This is a genomic window from Longimicrobium sp. (genome assembly GCF_036388275.1).
In the GTDB taxonomy this organism is placed as follows: domain Bacteria; phylum Gemmatimonadota; class Gemmatimonadetes; order Longimicrobiales; family Longimicrobiaceae; genus Longimicrobium.
Genome location: NZ_DASVSF010000051.1, coordinates 150,893 through 169,534, shown reverse-complemented (window position 1 = coordinate 169,534; position 18,642 = coordinate 150,893). Strand labels below are relative to the sequence as shown.

Annotated in this window: 18 protein-coding genes; 12 read left to right on the top strand and 6 right to left on the bottom strand. The window is 71.3% G+C overall.

Translation table 11 applies throughout. From position 1 onward, the window contains the following. The first annotated feature begins 126 nt into the window (after positions 1-126). Positions 127-315, top strand: coding sequence for a hypothetical protein (locus VF632_RS10205; protein ID WP_331022777.1), 189 nt, complete (start codon positions 127-129; stop codon positions 313-315). Between the two features lie 198 nt (positions 316-513). Here VF632_RS10205 and VF632_RS10200 read toward each other — a convergent pair whose 3' ends face one another. Both VF632_RS10200 and VF632_RS10195 read right to left on the bottom strand, forming a co-directional pair. After that, complete coding sequence (locus VF632_RS10200; RefSeq protein ID WP_331022776.1) at positions 514-1,863, bottom strand: TldD/PmbA family protein; 1,350 nt, start codon at positions 1,861-1,863, stop codon at positions 514-516. A 2-nt stretch (positions 1,864-1,865) separates the two neighbouring features. Then, positions 1,866-3,476 carry a TldD/PmbA family protein gene (locus tag VF632_RS10195; RefSeq protein WP_331022775.1) on the bottom strand — a complete coding sequence of 537 codons (1,611 nt, stop codon included), beginning with the start codon at positions 3,474-3,476 and terminating at the stop codon, positions 1,866-1,868. 101 nt (positions 3,477-3,577) lie between these two features. On the opposite strand from VF632_RS10195, the gene VF632_RS10190 reads away from it, so the two are divergent. The 5 genes from VF632_RS10190 (at position 3,578) to VF632_RS10170 (ending at position 8,622) form a co-directional block, all read left to right on the top strand. After that, positions 3,578-4,927, top strand: coding sequence for a protoporphyrinogen/coproporphyrinogen oxidase (locus VF632_RS10190; RefSeq protein ID WP_331022774.1), 1,350 nt, complete (start codon positions 3,578-3,580; stop codon positions 4,925-4,927). 160 nt (positions 4,928-5,087) lie between these two features. Then, on the top strand, positions 5,088-5,786 hold the full coding sequence (locus VF632_RS10185; protein WP_331022773.1) for a hypothetical protein: 699 nt from the start codon (positions 5,088-5,090) through the stop codon (positions 5,784-5,786). A 156-nt stretch (positions 5,787-5,942) separates the two neighbouring features. Further along, positions 5,943-6,380 carry an IS200/IS605 family transposase gene (tnpA, locus tag VF632_RS10180; protein ID WP_331022772.1) on the top strand — a complete coding sequence of 146 codons (438 nt, stop codon included), beginning with the start codon at positions 5,943-5,945 and terminating at the stop codon, positions 6,378-6,380. Positions 6,381-6,504: 124 nt separating this feature from the next. Further along, positions 6,505-7,707 carry a threonine synthase gene (locus tag VF632_RS10175; protein ID WP_331022771.1) on the top strand — a complete coding sequence of 401 codons (1,203 nt, stop codon included), beginning with the start codon at positions 6,505-6,507 and terminating at the stop codon, positions 7,705-7,707. Positions 7,708-7,815: 108 nt separating this feature from the next. Further along, complete coding sequence (locus VF632_RS10170) at positions 7,816-8,622, top strand: energy transducer TonB (protein WP_331022770.1); 807 nt, start codon at positions 7,816-7,818, stop codon at positions 8,620-8,622. An 80-nt stretch (positions 8,623-8,702) separates the two neighbouring features. Here the strand turns inward: VF632_RS10170 and VF632_RS10165 are convergent, their stop codons facing one another. Both VF632_RS10165 and VF632_RS10160 read right to left on the bottom strand, forming a co-directional pair. Then, positions 8,703-9,299 (bottom strand): hypothetical protein, encoded by a 597-nt coding sequence (locus tag VF632_RS10165; RefSeq protein WP_331022769.1) that lies wholly within the window; start codon positions 9,297-9,299, stop codon positions 8,703-8,705. A gap of 194 nt (positions 9,300-9,493) precedes the next feature. Next, positions 9,494-10,135 carry a regulatory protein RecX gene (locus tag VF632_RS10160; RefSeq protein WP_331022768.1) on the bottom strand — a complete coding sequence of 214 codons (642 nt, stop codon included), beginning with the start codon at positions 10,133-10,135 and terminating at the stop codon, positions 9,494-9,496. A 90-nt stretch (positions 10,136-10,225) separates the two neighbouring features. Here VF632_RS10160 and VF632_RS10155 point away from each other — a divergent pair, with 90 nt between their 5' ends. The 3 genes from VF632_RS10155 (at position 10,226) to VF632_RS10145 (ending at position 13,649) form a co-directional block, all read left to right on the top strand. Next, positions 10,226-11,404: an aminotransferase class V-fold PLP-dependent enzyme gene (locus VF632_RS10155; protein ID WP_331022767.1), complete on the top strand. Its 1,179-nt coding sequence runs from the start codon at positions 10,226-10,228 to the stop codon at positions 11,402-11,404. Continuing rightward, complete coding sequence (locus tag VF632_RS10150; protein WP_331022766.1) at positions 11,401-12,450, top strand: SH3 domain-containing C40 family peptidase; 1,050 nt, start codon at positions 11,401-11,403, stop codon at positions 12,448-12,450. Before VF632_RS10155 ends, VF632_RS10150 begins: the two co-directional genes overlap by 4 nt. Before the next feature lie 614 nt (positions 12,451-13,064). After that, positions 13,065-13,649, top strand: coding sequence for a YdeI/OmpD-associated family protein (locus VF632_RS10145; RefSeq protein WP_331022765.1), 585 nt, complete (start codon positions 13,065-13,067; stop codon positions 13,647-13,649). A 28-nt stretch (positions 13,650-13,677) separates the two neighbouring features. Here VF632_RS10145 and VF632_RS10140 read toward each other — a convergent pair whose 3' ends face one another. Then, positions 13,678-15,501 (bottom strand): nitric oxide reductase activation protein NorD, encoded by a 1,824-nt coding sequence (locus tag VF632_RS10140; RefSeq protein WP_331022764.1) that lies wholly within the window; start codon positions 15,499-15,501, stop codon positions 13,678-13,680. 5 nt (positions 15,502-15,506) lie between these two features. After that, entirely contained in the window at positions 15,507-16,316 is an 810-nt protein-coding gene (locus VF632_RS10135) for a CbbQ/NirQ/NorQ/GpvN family protein (RefSeq protein WP_331022763.1), read from the bottom strand. Positions 16,317-16,525: 209 nt separating this feature from the next. Here VF632_RS10135 and VF632_RS10130 point away from each other — a divergent pair, with 209 nt between their 5' ends. Genes VF632_RS10130 through VF632_RS10120 form a run of 3 tightly spaced genes read left to right on the top strand, consistent with a single transcriptional unit; the run spans position 16,526 to position 18,641 of the window. Further along, positions 16,526-17,266 carry a hypothetical protein gene (locus VF632_RS10130; RefSeq protein ID WP_331022762.1) on the top strand — a complete coding sequence of 247 codons (741 nt, stop codon included), beginning with the start codon at positions 16,526-16,528 and terminating at the stop codon, positions 17,264-17,266. Then, positions 17,263-18,036, top strand: a complete 774-nt coding sequence (locus tag VF632_RS10125; protein WP_331022761.1) for a hypothetical protein — start codon at positions 17,263-17,265, stop codon at positions 18,034-18,036. Before VF632_RS10130 ends, VF632_RS10125 begins: the two co-directional genes overlap by 4 nt. Continuing rightward, on the top strand, positions 18,033-18,641 hold the full coding sequence (locus VF632_RS10120) for a hypothetical protein (RefSeq protein WP_331022760.1): 609 nt from the start codon (positions 18,033-18,035) through the stop codon (positions 18,639-18,641). Before VF632_RS10125 ends, VF632_RS10120 begins: the two co-directional genes overlap by 4 nt. Position 18,642: the final 1 nt, after the last annotated feature.

Genomic DNA, 18,642 nt, shown 5'->3' with positions numbered 1-18,642 from the left:
CGCCCGATGAGGCGGCCGCTTCCGTAACTATCTGCGCTGTGCTATCTTAGGTCCGGCTCGCGCCAGGGTATGGCGCGTGCATCCAGGGTTGCTGCTGAAGGGCAGCAATCTCTCGAGGTCATTCCGATGCGAAATCTACAGAAAGTCGCTGGCGCGGTGCCGGCCGAAGCATATGCCACCGACGCCGGCGCGGCGCTCGAGCAGCCCGGCGCGCCACGGCTGTCGCGCAGCGTGGCGTTCGTGTGGGGCGGCGAGGCGGCGCCTGCGCCGTCGCTGCCGTTCGGGCGCTGGAAGCCGGGCGCGCGCGCGGCCTGAGCGCCTCAAAATTTCGCGTTGAAAACGCCTCCCGGGGCGACTACGGCGGGTGAGCTGAACGCGGCTCACCCGCCGTTTCGTTTGTGTACCACAGAAAAGAAGGTCTCACGCAGAGACGCGGAGACGCAGAGAGAGACCGTCGATCCTCTCTGCGCCTCCGCGCCTACGCGTGATCCCCCGACGGAGCAAGGAAACCGATCAGACCGCGTCGGAGAGGGACGTGAAGGTGAAGTCGCGCGCCTTGATGGCGGGCACCATCACCGCGCCGCCGTCTCCGTCTTCCGAGGCGCTGACCCGCACCGGCTCGCTCATCGCCTCGATGTTGTTCAGGAGGAAGATGGGCGACTCGTTCCAGCGCAGGTTCTTGACGGCGGTGGTGATGCGGCCGTTCTCCACCAGGAAGGTGCCGTCGCGGGTAAGGCCCGTGAACAGGATGGTGCGCGGATCCACCGGGCGGATGTACCACATGCGCGTCACCAGCAGCCCGCGCTCGGTACCGCGGATCATCTGCTCCACCGAGGTGTCGCCGCCCGACATCAGGTAGGTGCCCGGGTTGCCCGTGGGCTCGCGGTTGCTGCGCTGCGCCCAGAAGCGGTTGTACGCCAGGTTGCGCAGCGTGCCGTTCTCCACCCACACCTGCCGCCGGTTCGGCAGCCCCTCGTTGCCGAACGGGTTGGCGGCGATGCGCGGGTCCGCCGGGTCGGAGATGATGGTCACCCGCTCGTCCAGGAACTTCTCGCCCAGCTTGTTGCCGCCGCCCTGCTTGCTGAAGAACGAGCGGCCCTCGTCGGCCGTGCGGGCGTTCAGCGCAAACGCCATCAGGTTCACCATGTTGGCCACGGCGGTGGGCTCCAGGATCACCGTCCACTCGCCCGGCTCCACCGCGCGCGGGTTGCGCGACAGCTCGGCCTTGCGGATGGCGCGCTCGCCCAGGGCCGCCACGTTCAGCCGCGACCAGTCGTTCTCGCCGCCGCCGGCCCAGCCGGAGCCGGTGCCGTCGGGGGTGCGCACCGTCGACGTCAGGCTGACGCCGGTGGAGCGGGCGTAGGCGAACAGGCCGCGCTTGGTGGCCACGGCGTTGCTGCCCGTGGAGTGCACCAGGAACCCGGTGGAAACCAGGTTCTGCCGCGCCGCGGGCCCGGCGATCTGCATGACGGCGCGGGCGCGCTCTTCGGGGGTCAGGTTGGCGGTGGCGTCGAAGTACGGCTCCGACTGCACGTACTGCTGCGGCCCCAGCTCGCCCAGGTACTCGGGGTCTTCGGGAACCAGCCGGGCCAGCCGCTCGGCCGTCTGCACCACCTGGCGAAGCCCCTCGTCGTCGAAGCGGTTCGTGGTGGCCGAGGCCACCTTCTTTCCGAAGGCGGCGGTGACGGTGACCGTGGCGTCGTACGAGTCGCCCGAGGTGCTCACCTGGTTCATGGCCCACCGGGTGTTGCCGGTGGTGGAGCTGTTCAGGTTCACCCGCGCCTCGTCGGCGGTGGTGAACGAAAGGACCTTCTGCGCCAGCGCCTCGGCGTCGGCGCGCGACAGGTAGCGGGGTTCGGCCATGCTCAAGCCCTCCGACCGGTGTTGATGACGTTGACCCCGCGGAAGCGCGCGGCCGGACAGCCGTGCGACACCGCGTTGACCTGGGAAGGCTGCCCCTTGCCGTCGAAGAAGGAGCCGCCGATGAAGTACGTGCTTTGCCCGCCGATCAGGTCCATCCCGTTCCAGAACTCGGGCGTGCGCATCTGGTAGGCGACGTCCTTCAGGTCGCCCACGATGCGGCCGTTGCGGATTTCCTTGAACACCTGCCCGCCGAACTGCGCGTTGTAGCGCTGCTGGTCGATGGAGAACGAGCCGTCGCCATCGATCAGAATGCCGTTCTCCACTCCGCCGATCAGCTCGTCGAGCGGCACGTCGCGCGTGGGGTGGGGAAGCAGGTTCACGTTGGGCATGCGCTGGAACTGCACCACGTTCCAGTTCTGCGCGTAGCTGTTGCCGTGGCTGCGCACGGGCTTGCCCGTCTGCCGGTACCAGTCGGCCAGCATGGGCGCCTGCTCGCGGGTGGTCTGCAGGTCGTTCAGGATGCCGTTCTTCACGATCAGGTACTCGTCGGGCTTCACCCCTTCGTCGTCCCAGCCGATGGACGACAGGCCGCCGGGGGTGCTGCGCTCGCCCTGGATGTTCATGAAGTCGCGACCGTAGCGGAACTTGCCCAGGAAGTCGGCCACCGGGGAGATGAACGACGTGCCGGCGTAGTTGGCCTCGAACCCCATGATGCGGTCCAGCTCGGTGGGGTGCGCGATGGACTCGTGGATGGTCAGCCACAGGTGCGTGGGAAGCAGCACCAGGTCGTACCGCCCCGGCTCCACCGGCTTGGCGGTGAGCTTGCGCACGGCCTCTTCGGCCCAGCGCCCGGCGTTGCCCGGCAGGTTGGCGTCGCGGACGTGCTCGTACCCCATGGCGCGCGGCGCCACGTCGGTGCTGGCCCGGCTCTGGAAGTCGCCGTCGGCGCCCACCGCGGTGATGTTCATCTGCGGGTAAGAGCGGTACAGCGTCTGCTCGATGTACGACCCGTCGGTGGACGCGAACGTCTTGTCGATGCGCAAGAAGTTCATCGACGAGGTGACGAACCGCGCGCCGTTCACCTTGAGCGCCTCGGCGTTGGCGCGCAGCAGCAGGTCTACCTTCTCCTCGATCGGCACGTTGAACGGGTCGATCTCCAGCGGCGACGACCAGCGTCCGTTGGGCACGGCGTCTACCGGGGCCAGCTCCAGCGGGCGCTGGCGGGCGGCGGAGTTGGCGCGCGCCTGGGAGGCCGCCTGCCGGGCCACCCGCACCACCTCGTCGGCGTTCACCTCGCGGCTGGCGGCGAAGCCCCAGGCGCCGTTCACGATCACGCGCACCCCGAAGCCGGTGCTTTCGGCGTCGTTGAAGAAGACGATCTGCCGCTCGCGCGTGCCCAGCGCCTGCGAGCGGTTGCCCGAGATGCGGACGTCGGCGTAGCTGGCCCCGGCGGCGCGGGCGGCCTCGAGCGCGCGCATGGCCAGGTCGCGGCTGACGGCCGGATCCATGGGATCGATGGGCGCGGCGGCCGCCAGCCGGGGCAGAATGGCCGATCCCGCGCCGAGCGCAGCCGTCGCGGCGGCGCCGTGCAGGAGGAACTCTCTCCGCTTCATGGGTTCTCCGTCATGGAGGTGGTTGGGATGACCGGCAAACTAGAACGAGCGTCCGTACGCCGCAACGCCGCGCGGGCGCGGGGGTTGCGGATCGGGAGCACATGAACGGACCTCGATTCGCCGCCGCCGTCGTGGGCGCCGGCCCCGCCGGGCTGGCCGCCGCGCTGCGCCTGCAGGGGCTGGGCGCGGCGGTCACCGTCTTCGATTCCGCGCCCGCCGCCGGGGGGCGCGCCTGCACCGACTCCGTCGCGGGCTTCCACGTAGACCCGGCCGTCCAGCTGCTCAGCTCTGGCTACGCCTCCACCCTTCGCGTGGCCCGGGCCGTGGGCGCCGACCGCCTGCTCCAGCGCTCGCCTGGGCGCGACGCGCTCTGGCGCAAGGGGCGCGCGCACGAGGTGGTCTACGGATCCCCCGCCAGCATGCTGGCCTCGGGCGCCCTTCCGCTCGCCCTGAAGCTGCGGATGGGTGCGCAGTACCTTCCCTTCCTGCAGCGCCACGGGTCTGCGTTGGACCTGGCGGCGCTGGAGCGCGCTGCGGGCGCCGGGCTGGACGCCGAGTCCGCCGCGGCGTGGGGGCAGCGCGAGCTGGGGTCCGACTTCGTGGACCTGCTGGTCGCTCCGCTGCTGGCCACGCTGTACGGCACCGGCGCCGACGAGGCCAGCGCCGGCTTCTACCACGCCCTCGCTCACCAGGGGATGAACCTGCAGGTGATGGCGCTGGCCGGCGGCGTCGGCGAGTTCGGCCGGGCCTGCGCCGAGCGCATCGCCAGCGGGGCGGGGTCCCTTCGCCTCGGTACGCCCGTGCACGCGGTGGAGACGGACGGCGCGCGCGTGCAGCTCTCCGGCGACGGGTGGACGGAATCGTTCGATGCGGCCGTCCTGGCCATGCCCGCGCCCGCCGCCCTGGGCGTTGCTAAATTTCTGACACCCCAGGCCGCGGAAAGGTTGGCGCGGGTGCGCGTGCGGCCCGCGGCGTCTCTCGCGCTGCTCTTGGACCGCCCCCTGGGGGTGCGCTGGTTCGGACTGTCGTTCGCGCGGGGCGAGTCGCGTGTGGCGGCCGCGCTGTGCGCCGAAGAGAACAAGGTTTCCGGGCTGGTGCCTCCCGGCAAGGGGCTGCTGGTGGTCTTCGCCCAGCCCCGCACCGCCGAGCGCCTGGCCGGCGCCGACGCGGCGGAGGCCCTGCGCGAGCTGATGCCCGACGTGGCTCGCGTGTTTCCGCGCATCGAGAGCACGGTGCAGGAGACGCGGCTGTACACCTGGAGGCACGGGTGGACGGTGTTCTATCCTGGCCACCTGGGCGCCCTTCCCGCGCTTCGCAGTGCCGCATTCGACGCCGCCGGCCGTGTGGCGCTCACGGGCGACTATCTCTATGCGCCCACCGTGGAGGGCGCCGTCACCTCCGGCCTCGCCGCGGCCGAGCGCTTGGCCTCGCGTATCGTTCCGAATCCCTGACAGTCCTGAGTTTCACACGGAGGGCACGGAGGACACGGAGGAACAGAGGGAGGGCTCCTCTGTGACCTCCGTGCCCTCCGTGTGAGACCCGCAGTTTCGGCGCAGGGAACGCGGGGCTACCTTGTCGCGCCTTCGTGACGATGTTTCCCGGCCCGGATGCATGATGGAGTTTCCCGAGCTTTTCGACCCGGACCTGTGGTGCCCGCTCACCGACCGCGAGCGCCGCGACCGGCTGGCCGCCGCGCTGCTCGCCGAGCTGGGCGATGCCCCCGGCGTGCTGGACACGCGCATCGAGGTGGGCACCGTCGACCGGCCGTACGACTACACGGGCGTGGTGGAGACGGACGTGGGCGACATGAAGACGCCGCTCTGGTCCCACGCTCGCGCCACCGTGTTCTGCGATCCGTCCATCCATTCCGCCAACCGCAAGCAGCTCGCGCCCGGGCTGGAGGTGCAGCGAGCCGCCGTGCGACTTCGGACGCGGCTCGACGTGCGGTTCGCGCTGGAAACCCGCGGACTGACGCTGACCCTCTCACCCGAGCCGGGAGTGGAGCGCACGTGGACGGCGGAAAAGGCCCGCTTCCGCGACCGGACCGCGGTCACGCGCGAGGACGTGATCGCCAAGGCGGGCGACGTGGACCTGCGCGACCTGCTGGCCCACTTCTACACGGGCCCCTCGCTGCGCGTGGTGGGAGAGGACGGCGCCGCGTTTCTTCTTCCCGCCGCCAGCGAAGAGGAAGGTCGTCTGGTGACTCTCTGCCCGGCCTGCCAGCACTGGCGGGAAGGGTCGACCGCCACGTGCGAGAAGTGCGGGGCACCGGCGGATACGGTCCTGGCTGCCCGGCCAGGGCGACGGTAGGGCAGGGGCGAGGTTCGAGGATGAGGTGAGGCCTCGGCCCTGCTGGGGCGGTTGAAACCGCGGCAACAAAGGCCCGAAGTCCGCCTTCGCGGACTGCATCCGCGGGGTTGGTGAGTTCGAGCGAGAATCGCGCATTCCGCCACTGGGGAGGAACGCATGCGAAGCCCTTGGACACAGCTGTACCTGCACTTCACTTGGGCTACGTGGGACCGGTATCCTTTTCTGACCGCGCCCGTCCGCACCCGAGTGTACCAGTGCATCCAGGCCGAGTGTGGTCGGATGGGTGCCGAGGTGATCGCCATCGGGGGCATCAAGGATCACGTTCACCTGCTGGTTCGGGTTCCGGCCACGCTGGCGCCCGCGAACCTCGCGAAGCAGGTGAAAGGCGCGTCGTCGCACCTGATGAACCACGAGATCGCCCGCGGCGAGACGTTCAAGTGGCAGGGCGGATACGGCGTCTTCAGCGTGTCGAAGAGCGATGTGCCAAGGATTCGTGACTACGTCCTGCGGCAGGAGCAGCACCACCGGGAAAAGCGCCTGGACCCGGAACTGGAGCCCACGATGTCCGAAGCAGCCCGGCCATCGATGCACTGAACCACGTTGACGCACCGAAGCAGCCGGTTCAGTCCGCGAAGGCGGACTTCGGGCCGTAGTTGCCGCGAATTCATTCGCCCCAGCGGACTTGGCGCCCGGGCGATTCCTCAGGAATGGAGCATAGATGACTGATCCATCGAACACCGGCATCAGCGGCGCGAACACCACGTTCGGCGGGGCCACGCACCTGGAGTGCACCCGCTGCGGCGCCATGTACGAGAGCGAGGTGCTTCACCGGCTTTCGCCCTGCTGCGAAAAGCCGCTGTACCCCCGGTACGCGCTCGACCTGATCGGCGGGCGGCTGCGGCGCGGCGACCTGGCCGGGCGCTCGGCAGACCTGTGGCGCTACGCCGAGCTGCTGCCGGTGCGCGACCCCGCCAACGCCGTCCGCCTGGGCGAGGGGTTCACCCCCATGATCGACGCACCGCGGCTGGCCAGCCGGCTGGGCGTGGCGCAGTGCTGGGTAAAGGACGAGGGGCAGAACCCCACCGCGTCGTTCAAGGCGCGCGGTCTGTGCATGGCCATCTCGCGCGCCAAGGAGCTGGGCGTCACCGAGGTGGGCATCCCCTCGGCGGGCAACGCGGGGAGCGCCACCGCCGCCTACGCCGCCGCCGCGGGGATGACGGCCCACGTCGTTGTTCCCAACGACACGCCGCACCCCATCATCGAGGAGATGCGGGCGCTGGGTGCAGACGTCGAGCTGCTGGCGGGGCTGATCACCGACTGCGCCGCCCGTGTGGCCGAGGGCACGCGCGATCACGGCTGGTTCGACCTGTCCACGCTCAAGGAGCCGTACCGCGTGGAAGGCAAGAAGACGATGGGCTACGAGGTGGCCGAGCAGCTCGGGTGGACGCTGCCCGACGTCATCGTCTATCCCACCGGCGGCGGAACCGGGCTGGTGGGGATGTGGAAGGCGTTCGACGAGATGGAGCGGCTGGGGTGGATCGGCCCGGAGCGCCCGCGGATGGTGTGCGTGCAGGCGGAAGGCTGCGCGCCCATGGTCCGTGCCTTCGAGCAGGGCACCGAGTACGCCGAGCCCTGGGTAGACGCGCACACCTACGCCTCGGGGCTGCGCGTTCCCCGCGCCGTGGGCGACTTCCTGATTCTGGACGCGCTGCGCAGCTCCGGCGGCGCCGCCCTGGCCGTCAGCGACGACGAGATGCGCGAGTGGACGCGCATCGTGGGCGCCGACACGGGCGTGTTCTGCGCGCCGGAAGGGGCCGCCACCGCCGTGGCCACCGCGCGCCTGCGTCAGCTGGGTGCCATCCGCCCCGACGACCGCGTTGTGCTGTTCAACACGGGGAGCGGGCTCAAGTACGTCGTCTGAGCGTGAAACATCCGGCGTGCTCCGTCCGTTCTGGATCAACGGCGGGGCAACGGAGGTATCAGTAGGACAGCCGGCGCACGGGGCGCGGCGCAACGCGGAGACGAAGCGGTGTTCGAGTACGCCAGCGGGATCAAGAAGCCAGGCCGACGGGGAACGCTGGCGGCGGCGTTGTCCGCCGCCGCGCTGCACGTCGTGCTGGTCGCTCTCATCCTGTGGATGGGCCACTCCGGCGTGCTGCTGGCGCTGGAGCCCACGGGCACCGGGCCGGTGCTGGCGTTTCCCGAGGGTGGCGGCGGTGGCGGGGGCGGCAGCGCGGGGACGGAGCTGGTGACGTACGTCGATATCGCGCCCCCCGCGCCCACCGTCGAACCGGAGCCCGTTCCGGAGGTGGTGGAGGACGTGCTGGTGCCGCCCGAGCCCACGCCGGTGCCGCCGCCGCCCACGCCCGCCCCGGCGGAGGCGCAGCCGCGTCCGCCCGCCCCCACGCCGCCCGTCTCCGCGGGCACCGGCGGGGGAACGGGCGCGGGGCAGGGACCCGGCGAAGGGCCGGGGCAGGGACCGGGTGTGGGGCCCGGCTCCGGCGGCGGATCGGGCGGGGGCACGGGCGGCGGCATCGGGTCCGGCGTGGGGCCGGGAACGGGCGGCGGGGCGAGCCGCATCCGCCCGCCCGCCACCGACCTGCTGCTGATTCCCCCCGACAAGCCGCGTGGAGTGGCCAGCCAGGAAGTCACCATCCGCTTCCGCGTGGACGTGCGGGGCAGGGTGCGCGAGGCAAGGCTGCTGACCAGCACCGGCAACCGGGGCTACGACGAGCGCATCCGGCGCTGGGGGATGGAGCTGCAGTTCCGCCCCGCCGTCAGCCTCGACACCAACCGGCCGGTGGAGGCGGAGACGGAGATCACCATCTCCGTCTAGCACGGCATCGGCCCGAAACCAGAAGAGCCCGCCGCGATCGAGGATCGCGGCGGGCTCTTTCCATCGGTGCGCCATCCGGCTCAGGCGGCGGCGAGCACTCCGGCGCTGGACGCGTTTCCTTCCATCAACTGCAACCACACCTGCGCGTCGGGGCCGGGCTGTGCGTCGGCGGCGGGATCGTGGCGCTGGCTCAGGCGGCCGGCGTGCTCGCTCTCGCCCAGGCGAAGGAGCGCGAACACGATGCGCTCGCGGAGCGGACCCTCGCCCGCGGCGTCGAACATCCACCCCAGCTGCTGGGCGGCCATCTGCTGCTGCCCGGCCTTGCCCGCGGCCTCGGCGTACTCCCAGACGCGCGCGGCGGCCTGCTCGTGGCGGCCGGCGGCGATGTCGATCCAGCAGAGCGTGCAGCGGGCGCGAACGGCCTCGGGGTGCACGTGCAGGATCATCCGGCAGATCAGCCCGGCGGCGGCGGTGTCGCGCAGTTCCAGGTACTGGTCTACCGCGCGGCCGTACCACACCAGGGCGCGGCGGCCTTCGCCCATGCTGGCGCACAGGTCCCCGGCGCGCTTCAGCAGGATGCCGCGGGTGCGCGGTGCCGCGGTTTCCAGCGATCCCTCGATCGCCGTGAGTCCCGCCTCGAGGGCGGCCGGGAGGTCGTTCTGTCGCCGGTTGCGCACTGCTGGTCCTTCCACTTCAGGGCCTGCCGAACAGGCGGCCACCCCCTGGGGTGCGGCCGGTAGAACGGCCGTTTACCAATGCAACGCCCGTTCCACTGATGCGGACATCCGTTGCAGTAAACGTTTGTAGAATGTTGTTGCCGGCAGGGGGCAGGCGGTTACGCATCGCCACCCGGCGGGAAGGGAACTGTCCTTCAGTCGAACTCGCCAGCCGGGAGCACTTCGTCGATCACCTCGCGGATGGTTTCTCCGCCGAAGCCGCGGCGCGCGAGAAAGCCCTGCAGCCTGCGCCGGGCGGGGTCGCGCTCCTCGCCGGGGCGTGTGCGCCACTTTTCCGCCGCGCGCAGGGCCAGCTCCCGCTCGTCGGTGCCCTCGCCCTCCAGCGTGTCGCGGATGGCCTCGCGCGCCACCTCCTCGTCCACGCCCTTGGCGCGCAGCTCGCTCTGCAGCCGCCGCGCGCCGGAGGGGCGCAGGCGCACGCGGTCGCGCACCACCGTCCCCGCGAACGCCGCGTCGTCGATCATCCCCAGCTCGCGGAGGCGTTCGATGACCTCGTCCGTCACCTCGGGCTCGTAGCCCTTCATCCGCAGCCGCCGGGCAAGCTCCACCGCCGCGCGCGGGCGCACCGCCAGCAGGTGCAGCGCGGCCTCGCGCGCCTGCCATCCCCGGTCGCGCCGCTCCACCTCGGCCAGGCGCGCCTCGGTCACCTCGCTGCCCACGCGCAGGTGGGCGGCGTGGGCGATTTCCATCGACACGCCCATGCGGAACTCGCCGTCCACGAACACGCTCACCCGATCGGGATCGTGCTTCTGCGGCTCCATGGCGGTGATCTTCATCCGGCTCGTTCGTCTCGCTGCGGGCTTGTGTGGGCTGGGACGCGGGGATTATGCTAGCGCCATGCACAATCCGAAACCCGGTTGAGCCCCATGGCCCTCTCCACGGCCCCGCCGCAGACGGACTTCCGCGCGCTTCGCGACGCCGAGTTCGAGTACGTCGCCAGGTCGCCGTACCTGAACGCGGCCTCGGTGGGGCCGCTTCCCGAGCGCGCCCGCCGCGCCATCGACGCGTACAACCTGCGGCGCTCCAATCCGCACGCCCTGCGCGGCGCCGACTTCGAGCCCACGCTGGTCCGCTGTCGCCGTGCCGCCGCGGGACTGATCGGCGCGGGCGAGGACGAGATCGCGCTGCTGCCCAACACCAGCTTCGGCGTGAACCTGGCCGCGCAGTGCCTGCCGCTGGCGGACGGGCAGAGGGTGATCGTCAGCGACCGCGAGTTTCCGGCGAACATGTATCCCTGGCTGGCGCTGCGGCGGTTGCGCAACGTGCAGGTGGACGTGATCCCGGCGGACGCACGCGGCAACCCCGACGAGGCGCGCATCCTGGAGGAGCTGGCGCGCGGCGACGTGGGGCTGGTGGCGCTCTCCGTCGTGCAGTTCACCAACGGCTGGCTGGCGGACGGCGAAACGATCGGCCGCGCCTGCCGCGCGCGGGGGGCCTGGTTCGTGGTGGACGGCATCCAGGCGCTGGGCCAGCTTCCCCTGGCCGTGGCCGCGTGGAACGCCGACGTGCTGGCGACGGGCGGGCAGAAGTGGCTCTGCTCGCCCTTCGGCACGGGGTTCACGTACGTGCGGCGCGAGCTGGTCGGCCGGATGGAGCCGCGGGTGGTGGGGTGGACGTCCATGGCGGCCTCGGCAGACCTGGAGCGCGTGCTGGACTACCGCGAGGAGTGGGTGCCCGGCGCGCGCCGCTTCGAGGTGGGGGCGCAGCCGTGGCAGGACTACGCGGGGATGGCCGAGTCGCTGGAGCTGCTGGAGGAAGCCGGTCCCGCGCAGATCCGCGCGCACGTGCTGGCGCTGCTGGACCCGCTGGCGGCGTTCCTGGAAGAGCGGGGAGTGGAGATCGTCAGCGACATGCGGCCGGAGCGCCGGACGGGGATCATCTCCTTCCGCCCGGCGGACGCGGCCGGCGCGTTCCGGGCGCTGTCGCAGGCCGGCGTGGGATGCGTGCTGCGCGAGGGGGCCGTCCGGCTTTCCGCGCACCTGTACAATCAGCCCGAGGACGTGGCAACGGTGATGAACGTGCTGGATGGGTGGATGCCGCGATGAGGGCTGCGGTGGACGACGTGCAGATGCTGGTGCAGGAGGTGCGCGACCGGCACGCGCCCGACCCGCGCACCGCGGTGTTCGAGGTAGAAGTGGAGGTGCGCGGCGACGCGGTGAAGTTCCTGGGGTTCACCTCCGAGCCCGATGCCGCGCTGGAGCTCCATCGCCGCGCGGCGGAGCTTACGGCTTGGCGCGAGGTGGTGGACGCCGTGCAGGTGCTGCCCGAGGCGCACCCGGAAGAGATGGTGCACGCGCTGGTCACCTCCGCCGTGGCGCCCATGATGGGCGGACCCGCCGTCCGCAGCACGCAGGTGTCGCAGGCCGTGCTGGGCAGCCGGCTGATCGTGTTTCGCCGCGAGGGGCGCTGGCTGCAGTGCAAGGGCCCGGACGGCTACATCGGCTGGATCCACGCGGGCTACGTGGCGCTCAAGGACGAGACCGCGGCCCGCGGGTGGGAGCTGGGGGCGGATGGGGACGTGTGGATTTCGCTGGGTGCCGACGTGCTGGCCGACGACGGCGAGGTGCTGATGCGGCTGCCGTGGAACTCCCGGGTGGTCCGCGATTCCGAGGGGCTCGCGCTGCTTCCCGATGGCCGCAAGGGACACGTCCGGGGCGAGCTGGTGCCGCTGGGGGCGCGGGCGCTGGGATTTCCGGCGGACGGCGCCGCCGTGGCGGAGTCGTCGGCCCGGTGGATGGGCGTGCCGTACCTGTGGGGTGGCGTGACGATGGGCGGCGTGGACTGCTCGGGCTTCGTGCAGGCGCTGTACAAGCTGCACGGCCACGCGCTGCCCCGCGACTCCGACCAGCAGTCGCGCACAGGGGCCGAGGTGGAGCCGGGGGACGACTTCGCCAACCTGCGCGCGGGCGACCTGCTCTTCTTTGCGGAGGAGCCCGGCCGATGCACGCACGTGGCTATGTCCACCGGCGGCCCGCACATCATCCACGCGTCGCTGGGCAACGGCGGCGTTGCGCGCAACGACATGTCGGGCCGCCGCAGCTACGAGCGCGAGCTGCGCCGCATCTTCCTCTGGGCGCGCCGCATGGTGTAAGGTCGGCTTTGCGGCATCTGCCGTCCAGATGAGCGACACTTTGTCATCCAGAGGCGCGCCATCTGTTCTGCAGACGAGTGCGACTCTGTCATCCAGAGACGCCCCATCTGTTCTGCAGACGAGCGCGACTCTGTCATCCAGAGGCGCAAGCGCACCGAACCGGCCCATGCGCCGTCTTGGGCGCGCCGAAGGATCTACCCGTGGCCGCACGAAGCATGGGCGCGGCAGCGGTCACACAAGCCGAGGCCTCGGACCCGCGGGCGAATGAATTCGCTGCAACGACCACACGAAGTCCACCTTCGTGGACTGGCTTGCCTTCGTGCGAGGTCGGCATTGTGGCGCGACCGGACCTGGTGCAGTTCTCCCCCTCTCCCGCTTGCGGGAGAGGGGGCCGGGGGGAGAGGGCAGCCGGGGGAATGCACGGCCGTTCTCGAAACGCCCTGCTGCTCGCCAGGGTCCCAGCCGACGCGCGGCAGCGGTCACACAAGCCGAGGCCTCGGGTTCGCGGGCGAATGAATTCGCTGCAACGACCACACGAAGTCCACCTTCGTGGACTGGCATGCCTTCGTGCGACGGCGGCATTGTGGCTCGACATTGAACTTTCTCCAGCGTCCATGAAAGCACCTGCTCCGGAACTGCCCATCATCCTGTTCGACGACCAGGCCGCGTGGGCCGCGTGGCTCGACGAGCACCACGAGGCGTCGCCTGGCGTGTGGCTGCGGCTGGCCAAGAAGGGCGCGCCCTACGCCTCCGTCTCGTACGCCGAGGCGCTGGACGTGGCCCTGTGCTACGGGTGGATCGACAGCCAGAAGAAGATCTTCGACCAGCACTCCTTTCTCCAGAAGTTCGGTCCTCGGGGCGCCAGGAGCATCTGGAGCAAGGTGAACCGAGAAAAGGTCCACGCGCTCACCGAGGCGGGGCGGATGAAGCCGGGCGGCATCCAGGCCGTGGAAAGCGCGAAGGCGGACGGCCGCTGGGACGCCGCGTACGACCCGGCGAGCACCGCCACCGTGCCGGACGACCTGCAAGCCGCGCTCGACGCCAATCCGAAGGCGAAGGAGTTCTTCGCCACGCTCAACGGCGCCAACCGCTACGCCATCCTCTTCCGCGTGCAGACCGCCAAGAAGCCCGAGACGCGCGCCAAGCGCATCGCCACCCTCGTGGAGATGCTGGAGCGGAACGAGAAGATCCACGGATAGCGGCCGCCGCGCCGGAGCCGATCCCCGGTCAGCGCCGGAAGATCTCGCGGATGACGGCCAGGAGCGCGCGGGGAAGCTGGTCCACGCGGTTCAGGATCACGTGCCCCGTGGAGCCGAAGATCCGCGGCAGGTAGGTGCCGCCCTCCGCATCCACCGTCAGGCAGAAGGGGTGCACGCCCCGGGCGCGCGCCTCGATGATGGCCTGCCGCGAGTCCTCTACCGCGTAGCGGCCCTCGTACGCGTCGTCGTCGTAGGGCTTGCCGTCCGAGAGGATCAGCAGGAGGCGCCGCCCCGCCGGCTGTGCCACGAGGGCGGCCGTGGCGTGGCGCACCGCGGCGCCCAGCCGCGTGAATCCTTCCGGCTCCAGCGCGTCTACCCGGCAGCGGACGGCGTCGCCGTTGCGCTCCGCGAACCCCTTGATCCGGCGGATGCGCACGTTGTCGGAGGTGCGCCCGGAAAAGGCGAGGACGGCGTACGGATCGCCCAGCGCGTCCAGCGCCTCGCCGGTGAGAAGCACGGCCCGCTTTTCCACGTCCACGATGCGATCGCTCCCCACCGTTTCGGAGGTGGAGCCGCTGATGTCGACCAGCAGGAGGATGGCCACCTCGCGGCGCCGGGGAAGCACCGACGCGTACAGGCGGTCGTCGCCCCCGTGGCCGGCGCGCAGCTCGCTGAGCATGCGCACGCACGCCGCCAGGTCCAGGTCGTCGCCGCGGGTCTGGCGCGGGATGGTCACCCGCCGGGCGCGCAGCCGCTCGAACTGCTGGCGGATGCGGCGGGCAACGGCCGCGTGCGTCTCCAGCACCCCGCGCGACCACGTTCCGTCGGCCTCGCTGAACGGGTGGATGCGCACGACCGCCCCGGGGGTGCGGTACCCGCCCGCGCGGACGTCCCACTCGGGATACACGTAGTTCTCGCCCCCGGCCTGCTCCGGCGTCTCGTCCGGCTTGGTGCTGGAGTGGCCGGATGCGCTGGCGCCCTTATGTCCCTCGGCCGGCTCCGCGTCCGGCTGTCCCTCCGGCGCGTCGGGGTTCTCCGTGCCGTCTTCGGACGAAGGCGCCGGGGCGGCGTCGCTCATCGGGGCGGAGCGGGCGTTCGCGTCCGCATCCTGGGGCGCGCTGAACTGCATCGGGTCGTCGCTGGGCAGCGCGTCGGGGGCGGCGCCCTCGGCGGCCGGCAGCAGGGAGCCCCAGTGCGCCACCGGAAGAATGCCGCGGTAGCGCCCCGCCGCGCGGATCTCCGTGGCCAGCTCGCGGGCGCGCCGCAGCGAGCTGGCCGGGGTGCCGCACCCCGCCAGCGCGGGCGGGGGCGTGGCGGGCTCGGCCTCCAGCAGCTCGCGCACGAGGGCCTCCACGCGACGGTTCGCGGCGCCGCGCGGTTCGCGGGCGCGCCGGGCCCGTTCCGCCGCGCGCTCCACCGCGATGCCGGCGGCCAGGCGGGGCATCCGCTCGGTGATGGCCGCGTCCACCGCGGCGCCCTCGATCAGCAGGTACAGGTCGCGCTCCAGCGCCTCCCGGGGCGGGGGCGCGAGCCCCGCCGTGCCGCGCGCGATCCGCTCCGCCTGCTCCACTGCCATCAGCCGGTAGCGCGCCAGGGCGTCGCCGCCGCCCTGCAGGGTGGCGGGCAGGAGAATGCGCTCGCCATCGTTGGCCGCCGTCGGGGCCGTGGTCCGTCCCCACCCCCGGCCCGGGACCGCCGGCGTGATGGGAATGTGGCGGCCGTACAGGGCAGACACCACCAGCTCCAGCCTGCGCCGGACGTCCGCGAGCTGCGCCCCCTCGGCTGCGGGGGGCTGGGTGGACGCGGCGAGAAGGCGGCGGCCGCGGCGGCGGGCCAGGAACGCGCGAAGCACGTGGGTCAGAGGGTGGCGGCAACCAGGTCGGAGATGGCGGCCACCAGGTCGGGATCGTCGGTGAGGGGCGCCACGAACGCGGCCCGGCACGCCGCTTCCGCGCCGATTCCGCCCGCCATCAGCCGCGCGGTGGCCACCAGCAGGCGCGTGCTGGGAACCTCCGCCAGCCCCTGGTCGCGCAGGCGGCGCACCGCGGCGGCCAGGCGCACGAGCCGCCTCGCCACGCCCGCGTCCACGCCGCCCTCGTGCGCCACGATCTCCGCCTCGCGGTCCGCCGGGGGAAAATCGAACTCCAGGGCGACGAAGCGCTGGCGGGTGCTGGGCTTCAGGTCCTTCATGGCGTGCTGGTACCCGGGATTGTACGAGATCACCAGCTGAAACCCGGGCGCCGCCTCGATGATTTCCCCCGTCTTGTCGATGGGAAGGAGCCGCCGGTCATCGGTCAACGGATGGATCACCACCACCGTGTCCTGCCGCGCCTCCACCACCTCGTCCAGGTAGCAGATGGCGCCGGCGCGCGCCGCCGTCGTCAGCGGCCCGTCCACCCACACCGTTTCGCCGCCGCGGATCAGGAAGCGCCCCGTCAGGTCGCTGGCGGACAGGTCGTCGTGGCACGCCACCGTCACCAGCGGTCGCCCCAGGCGCCACGCCACGTGCTCCACGAAGCGCGTCTTGCCGCACCCGGTAGGCCCCTTCAGCATCACCGGAAGTCCGCGCGCGTGGCAGCGCTCGAAGAGCACCACCTCGTCGCCGCTGGGGACGTAGAAGGGCTCGGCGGCCGGGGCGGGGCGAAGGGCGCGGGCTTCTGCGGACATCGGTGGTACAGGGTGAGGGATGGATGCGCTGCGCGGCTCCAGGCGAGTGGCTATGCTACACGTCGCGCGCGGTCCGCGTCAAACGGCGGACCCAACGCACGTTTCAGAGCGTACACACCCCCACGCGCGGATCGCCAGGACGATGGATGCGCGACGAGAAGCATTCCCGCGGGACGACGATCATGCCGACTTCCCATACCGGCCGACGAGTGAAGATCTCGGGCGCCACCGCTGCCCTGGCCGCGCTCGCCGCCTGCCAGCAGCCCGGCGCGGACCCTCCCGCATCCGCATCCCGCGCGTCCGACAGCTCCGCCGCGGCGCCCTCCGACACGGTGCCGCCGTACGAGCCGGCGCTCGCCGCCGCCATCGCCGCCACCCGGCCCTACGAGGTCCCGGGTCGGCCGTGCCTCGCGAAAGTCGACTCGTGGCCCGCCATCACGCCGGACCAGCGGCCGCGGATTCGCGAGATCCAGTCTGACAGCCACTGGCTCAACCGCTACGTCCGCGAGCGATACGGCGACCGTCTGGCGTTCACCGGCCTGGATGCACGGGGAGGGCGATACCGCCACGTCGTCGCGCTGACGGGAACGGAGCCCGTCCCGCCGCTGAAGCTCGCCGGCCGCGCGGCGGACGTGCCCGTCATCATCACATACGATGCGCCGTGGAGCCTGAAGGAGGTGGAGCGGCGGCGGGTGCAGGCACACGCGACGATGATGCGGCTCGTTCCCGACGCGCAGGGCGTCGGGTTCATGGAGAGCCCGGACGGCGGGTGGGTCAACATCGATGTCTCCTCCCCCGACGGACAGCCCCGTGCGGACGTGCTGGCCCACTGCGACGCGCTCCGCCGCGCGTACCGGCTGCCCGTGCTCCTGGAGTTCAATGCGGGCAAGGTGTTTCCCACGAACGACCTCGCCCCAACGGTCGACCCCGCCCTCCCGCGACCCCAATGAACATGGAGGGGTGCACCGTGCCGCGGACGAGCGCCGCCCGAGGACCCGTCGGCGCCGTTGTCCTGCTCCTGGCTCTGGCTGCGTGCGAGCCGGCCCGGACGCATCGCGGGGAGTCGGGATCGCGCCTGGAGCGCGCGACCGCGGACACCACGCCGAAGCCGTACGCGCCGGCGCTCGCCGCCGCCATCGCCGCGACCCGGCGTCTCGAAGCGCCGGGCCGGCCCTGCCTGGCGGACGTGCGCTCGTGGCCCGCGATTACGGACGAGCAGAGGCCGCGCCTGCTGGAGATTCACGCCGCCAGCCGCGCGTTCAACCGCACCATTCGTGAGAAATACGCGGACCGGCTCGCCTTCAACGGGCTGGATCTGCACGACGGCCGGTACCGCCACGTCATCGCGCTGGCGGGAACCGACCCCATCGCCCCGCTCAAGCTCCGGGGCCGCGCGGCGGACGTGCCGGTGGTGGTCACCTACAACGCACCGTGGACGCTGCGGGAGGTGCACGAGCGGCTGCGGCAGGTGCACGCGCAAGGAACGCTGCAGCGGCTGGTTCCCGACGCGCAAGCCGGCGCCGCGTACCAGGAGAGCCCTGATGGGGGGTGGATGCTAATCACTGTCCATTCGCCCGACGGGCAGCCCCGCCCGGACGTGCTGGCCCACTGCGATGCGCTTCGCCGCGCATACCAGCTGCCGGTGCTGTTCAGCTTCACATCCACCAGGCTGTACATGGCCCCCGCCGAGGCCCGGCCGAAGACCGACGCACCTGAATGAACATCGATCGCCGCACCTTCCCGCAGGCCAGCGCCGCCCGTGCGCTCGTCCCCCGGCGCGCCACTTTGCTTGCAGTCATGCTGTTGCTTGCTTGTGGTGCGCCTGAGACAACGAATCAGAAGGGCAATGCAGTCAGGCTCGACACAGTCGCCGGCTTCAGGCTGGGAATGCTCCTGCCCGAGGCGAGATCCGTCGCGGATGTTCGGGGTGAGGGCTTGAGGTGCGAGCGTCCGGCCGAACGACTGTCGAAGCACGAGGAAATCGCCGACTCGGTGCTGCGATTCTTCTCCGCGATCGAAAACTGTTATCCTGCGGATGGCCCATACCGGTACAGCCTTCAATTCCGCAAAGGCACTCTCCACCAGGTGAGGCTGGGTATGTCGGAGGACTGGGACCTCATCCCGGTCGATACGCTGGTGAGTCGTTTTGCGCGGGTCTATGGCCCTCCCTCCGTTACGGACGAGACGGACCGGGATGAGGGAGGCAAATACTTCAACTACTACTGGGAGCGGGCCAGTTCTCCAGCGGTGCTCCAAATACGCTGCCCCGATCGCGAGCACGCGAACCAGTGCGACGTGGAGTATTATCTCAGCCGGCGCACATAGG

Coding starts and splice junctions, on each gene's coding strand:
- VF632_RS10160 (WP_331022768.1), bottom strand. CDS start 10,135: ATGAAGATCACCGCCATGGAGCCGCAGAAGCACGATCCCGATCGGGTG.
- VF632_RS10190 (WP_331022774.1), top strand. CDS start 3,578: ATGAACGGACCTCGATTCGCCGCCGCCGTCGTGGGCGCCGGCCCCGCC.
- VF632_RS10150 (WP_331022766.1), top strand. CDS start 11,401: ATGAGGGCTGCGGTGGACGACGTGCAGATGCTGGTGCAGGAGGTGCGC.
- VF632_RS10205 (WP_331022777.1), top strand. CDS start 127: ATGCGAAATCTACAGAAAGTCGCTGGCGCGGTGCCGGCCGAAGCATAT.
- tnpA (WP_331022772.1), top strand. CDS start 5,943: ATGCGAAGCCCTTGGACACAGCTGTACCTGCACTTCACTTGGGCTACG.
- VF632_RS10195 (WP_331022775.1), bottom strand. CDS start 3,476: ATGAAGCGGAGAGAGTTCCTCCTGCACGGCGCCGCCGCGACGGCTGCG.
- VF632_RS10175 (WP_331022771.1), top strand. CDS start 6,505: ATGACTGATCCATCGAACACCGGCATCAGCGGCGCGAACACCACGTTC.
- VF632_RS10185 (WP_331022773.1), top strand. CDS start 5,088: ATGATGGAGTTTCCCGAGCTTTTCGACCCGGACCTGTGGTGCCCGCTC.
- VF632_RS10120 (WP_331022760.1), top strand. CDS start 18,033: ATGAACATCGATCGCCGCACCTTCCCGCAGGCCAGCGCCGCCCGTGCG.
- VF632_RS10155 (WP_331022767.1), top strand. CDS start 10,226: ATGGCCCTCTCCACGGCCCCGCCGCAGACGGACTTCCGCGCGCTTCGC.
- VF632_RS10145 (WP_331022765.1), top strand. CDS start 13,065: ATGAAAGCACCTGCTCCGGAACTGCCCATCATCCTGTTCGACGACCAG.
- VF632_RS10125 (WP_331022761.1), top strand. CDS start 17,263: ATGAACATGGAGGGGTGCACCGTGCCGCGGACGAGCGCCGCCCGAGGA.
- VF632_RS10135 (WP_331022763.1), bottom strand. CDS start 16,316: ATGTCCGCAGAAGCCCGCGCCCTTCGCCCCGCCCCGGCCGCCGAGCCC.
- VF632_RS10200 (WP_331022776.1), bottom strand. CDS start 1,863: ATGGCCGAACCCCGCTACCTGTCGCGCGCCGACGCCGAGGCGCTGGCG.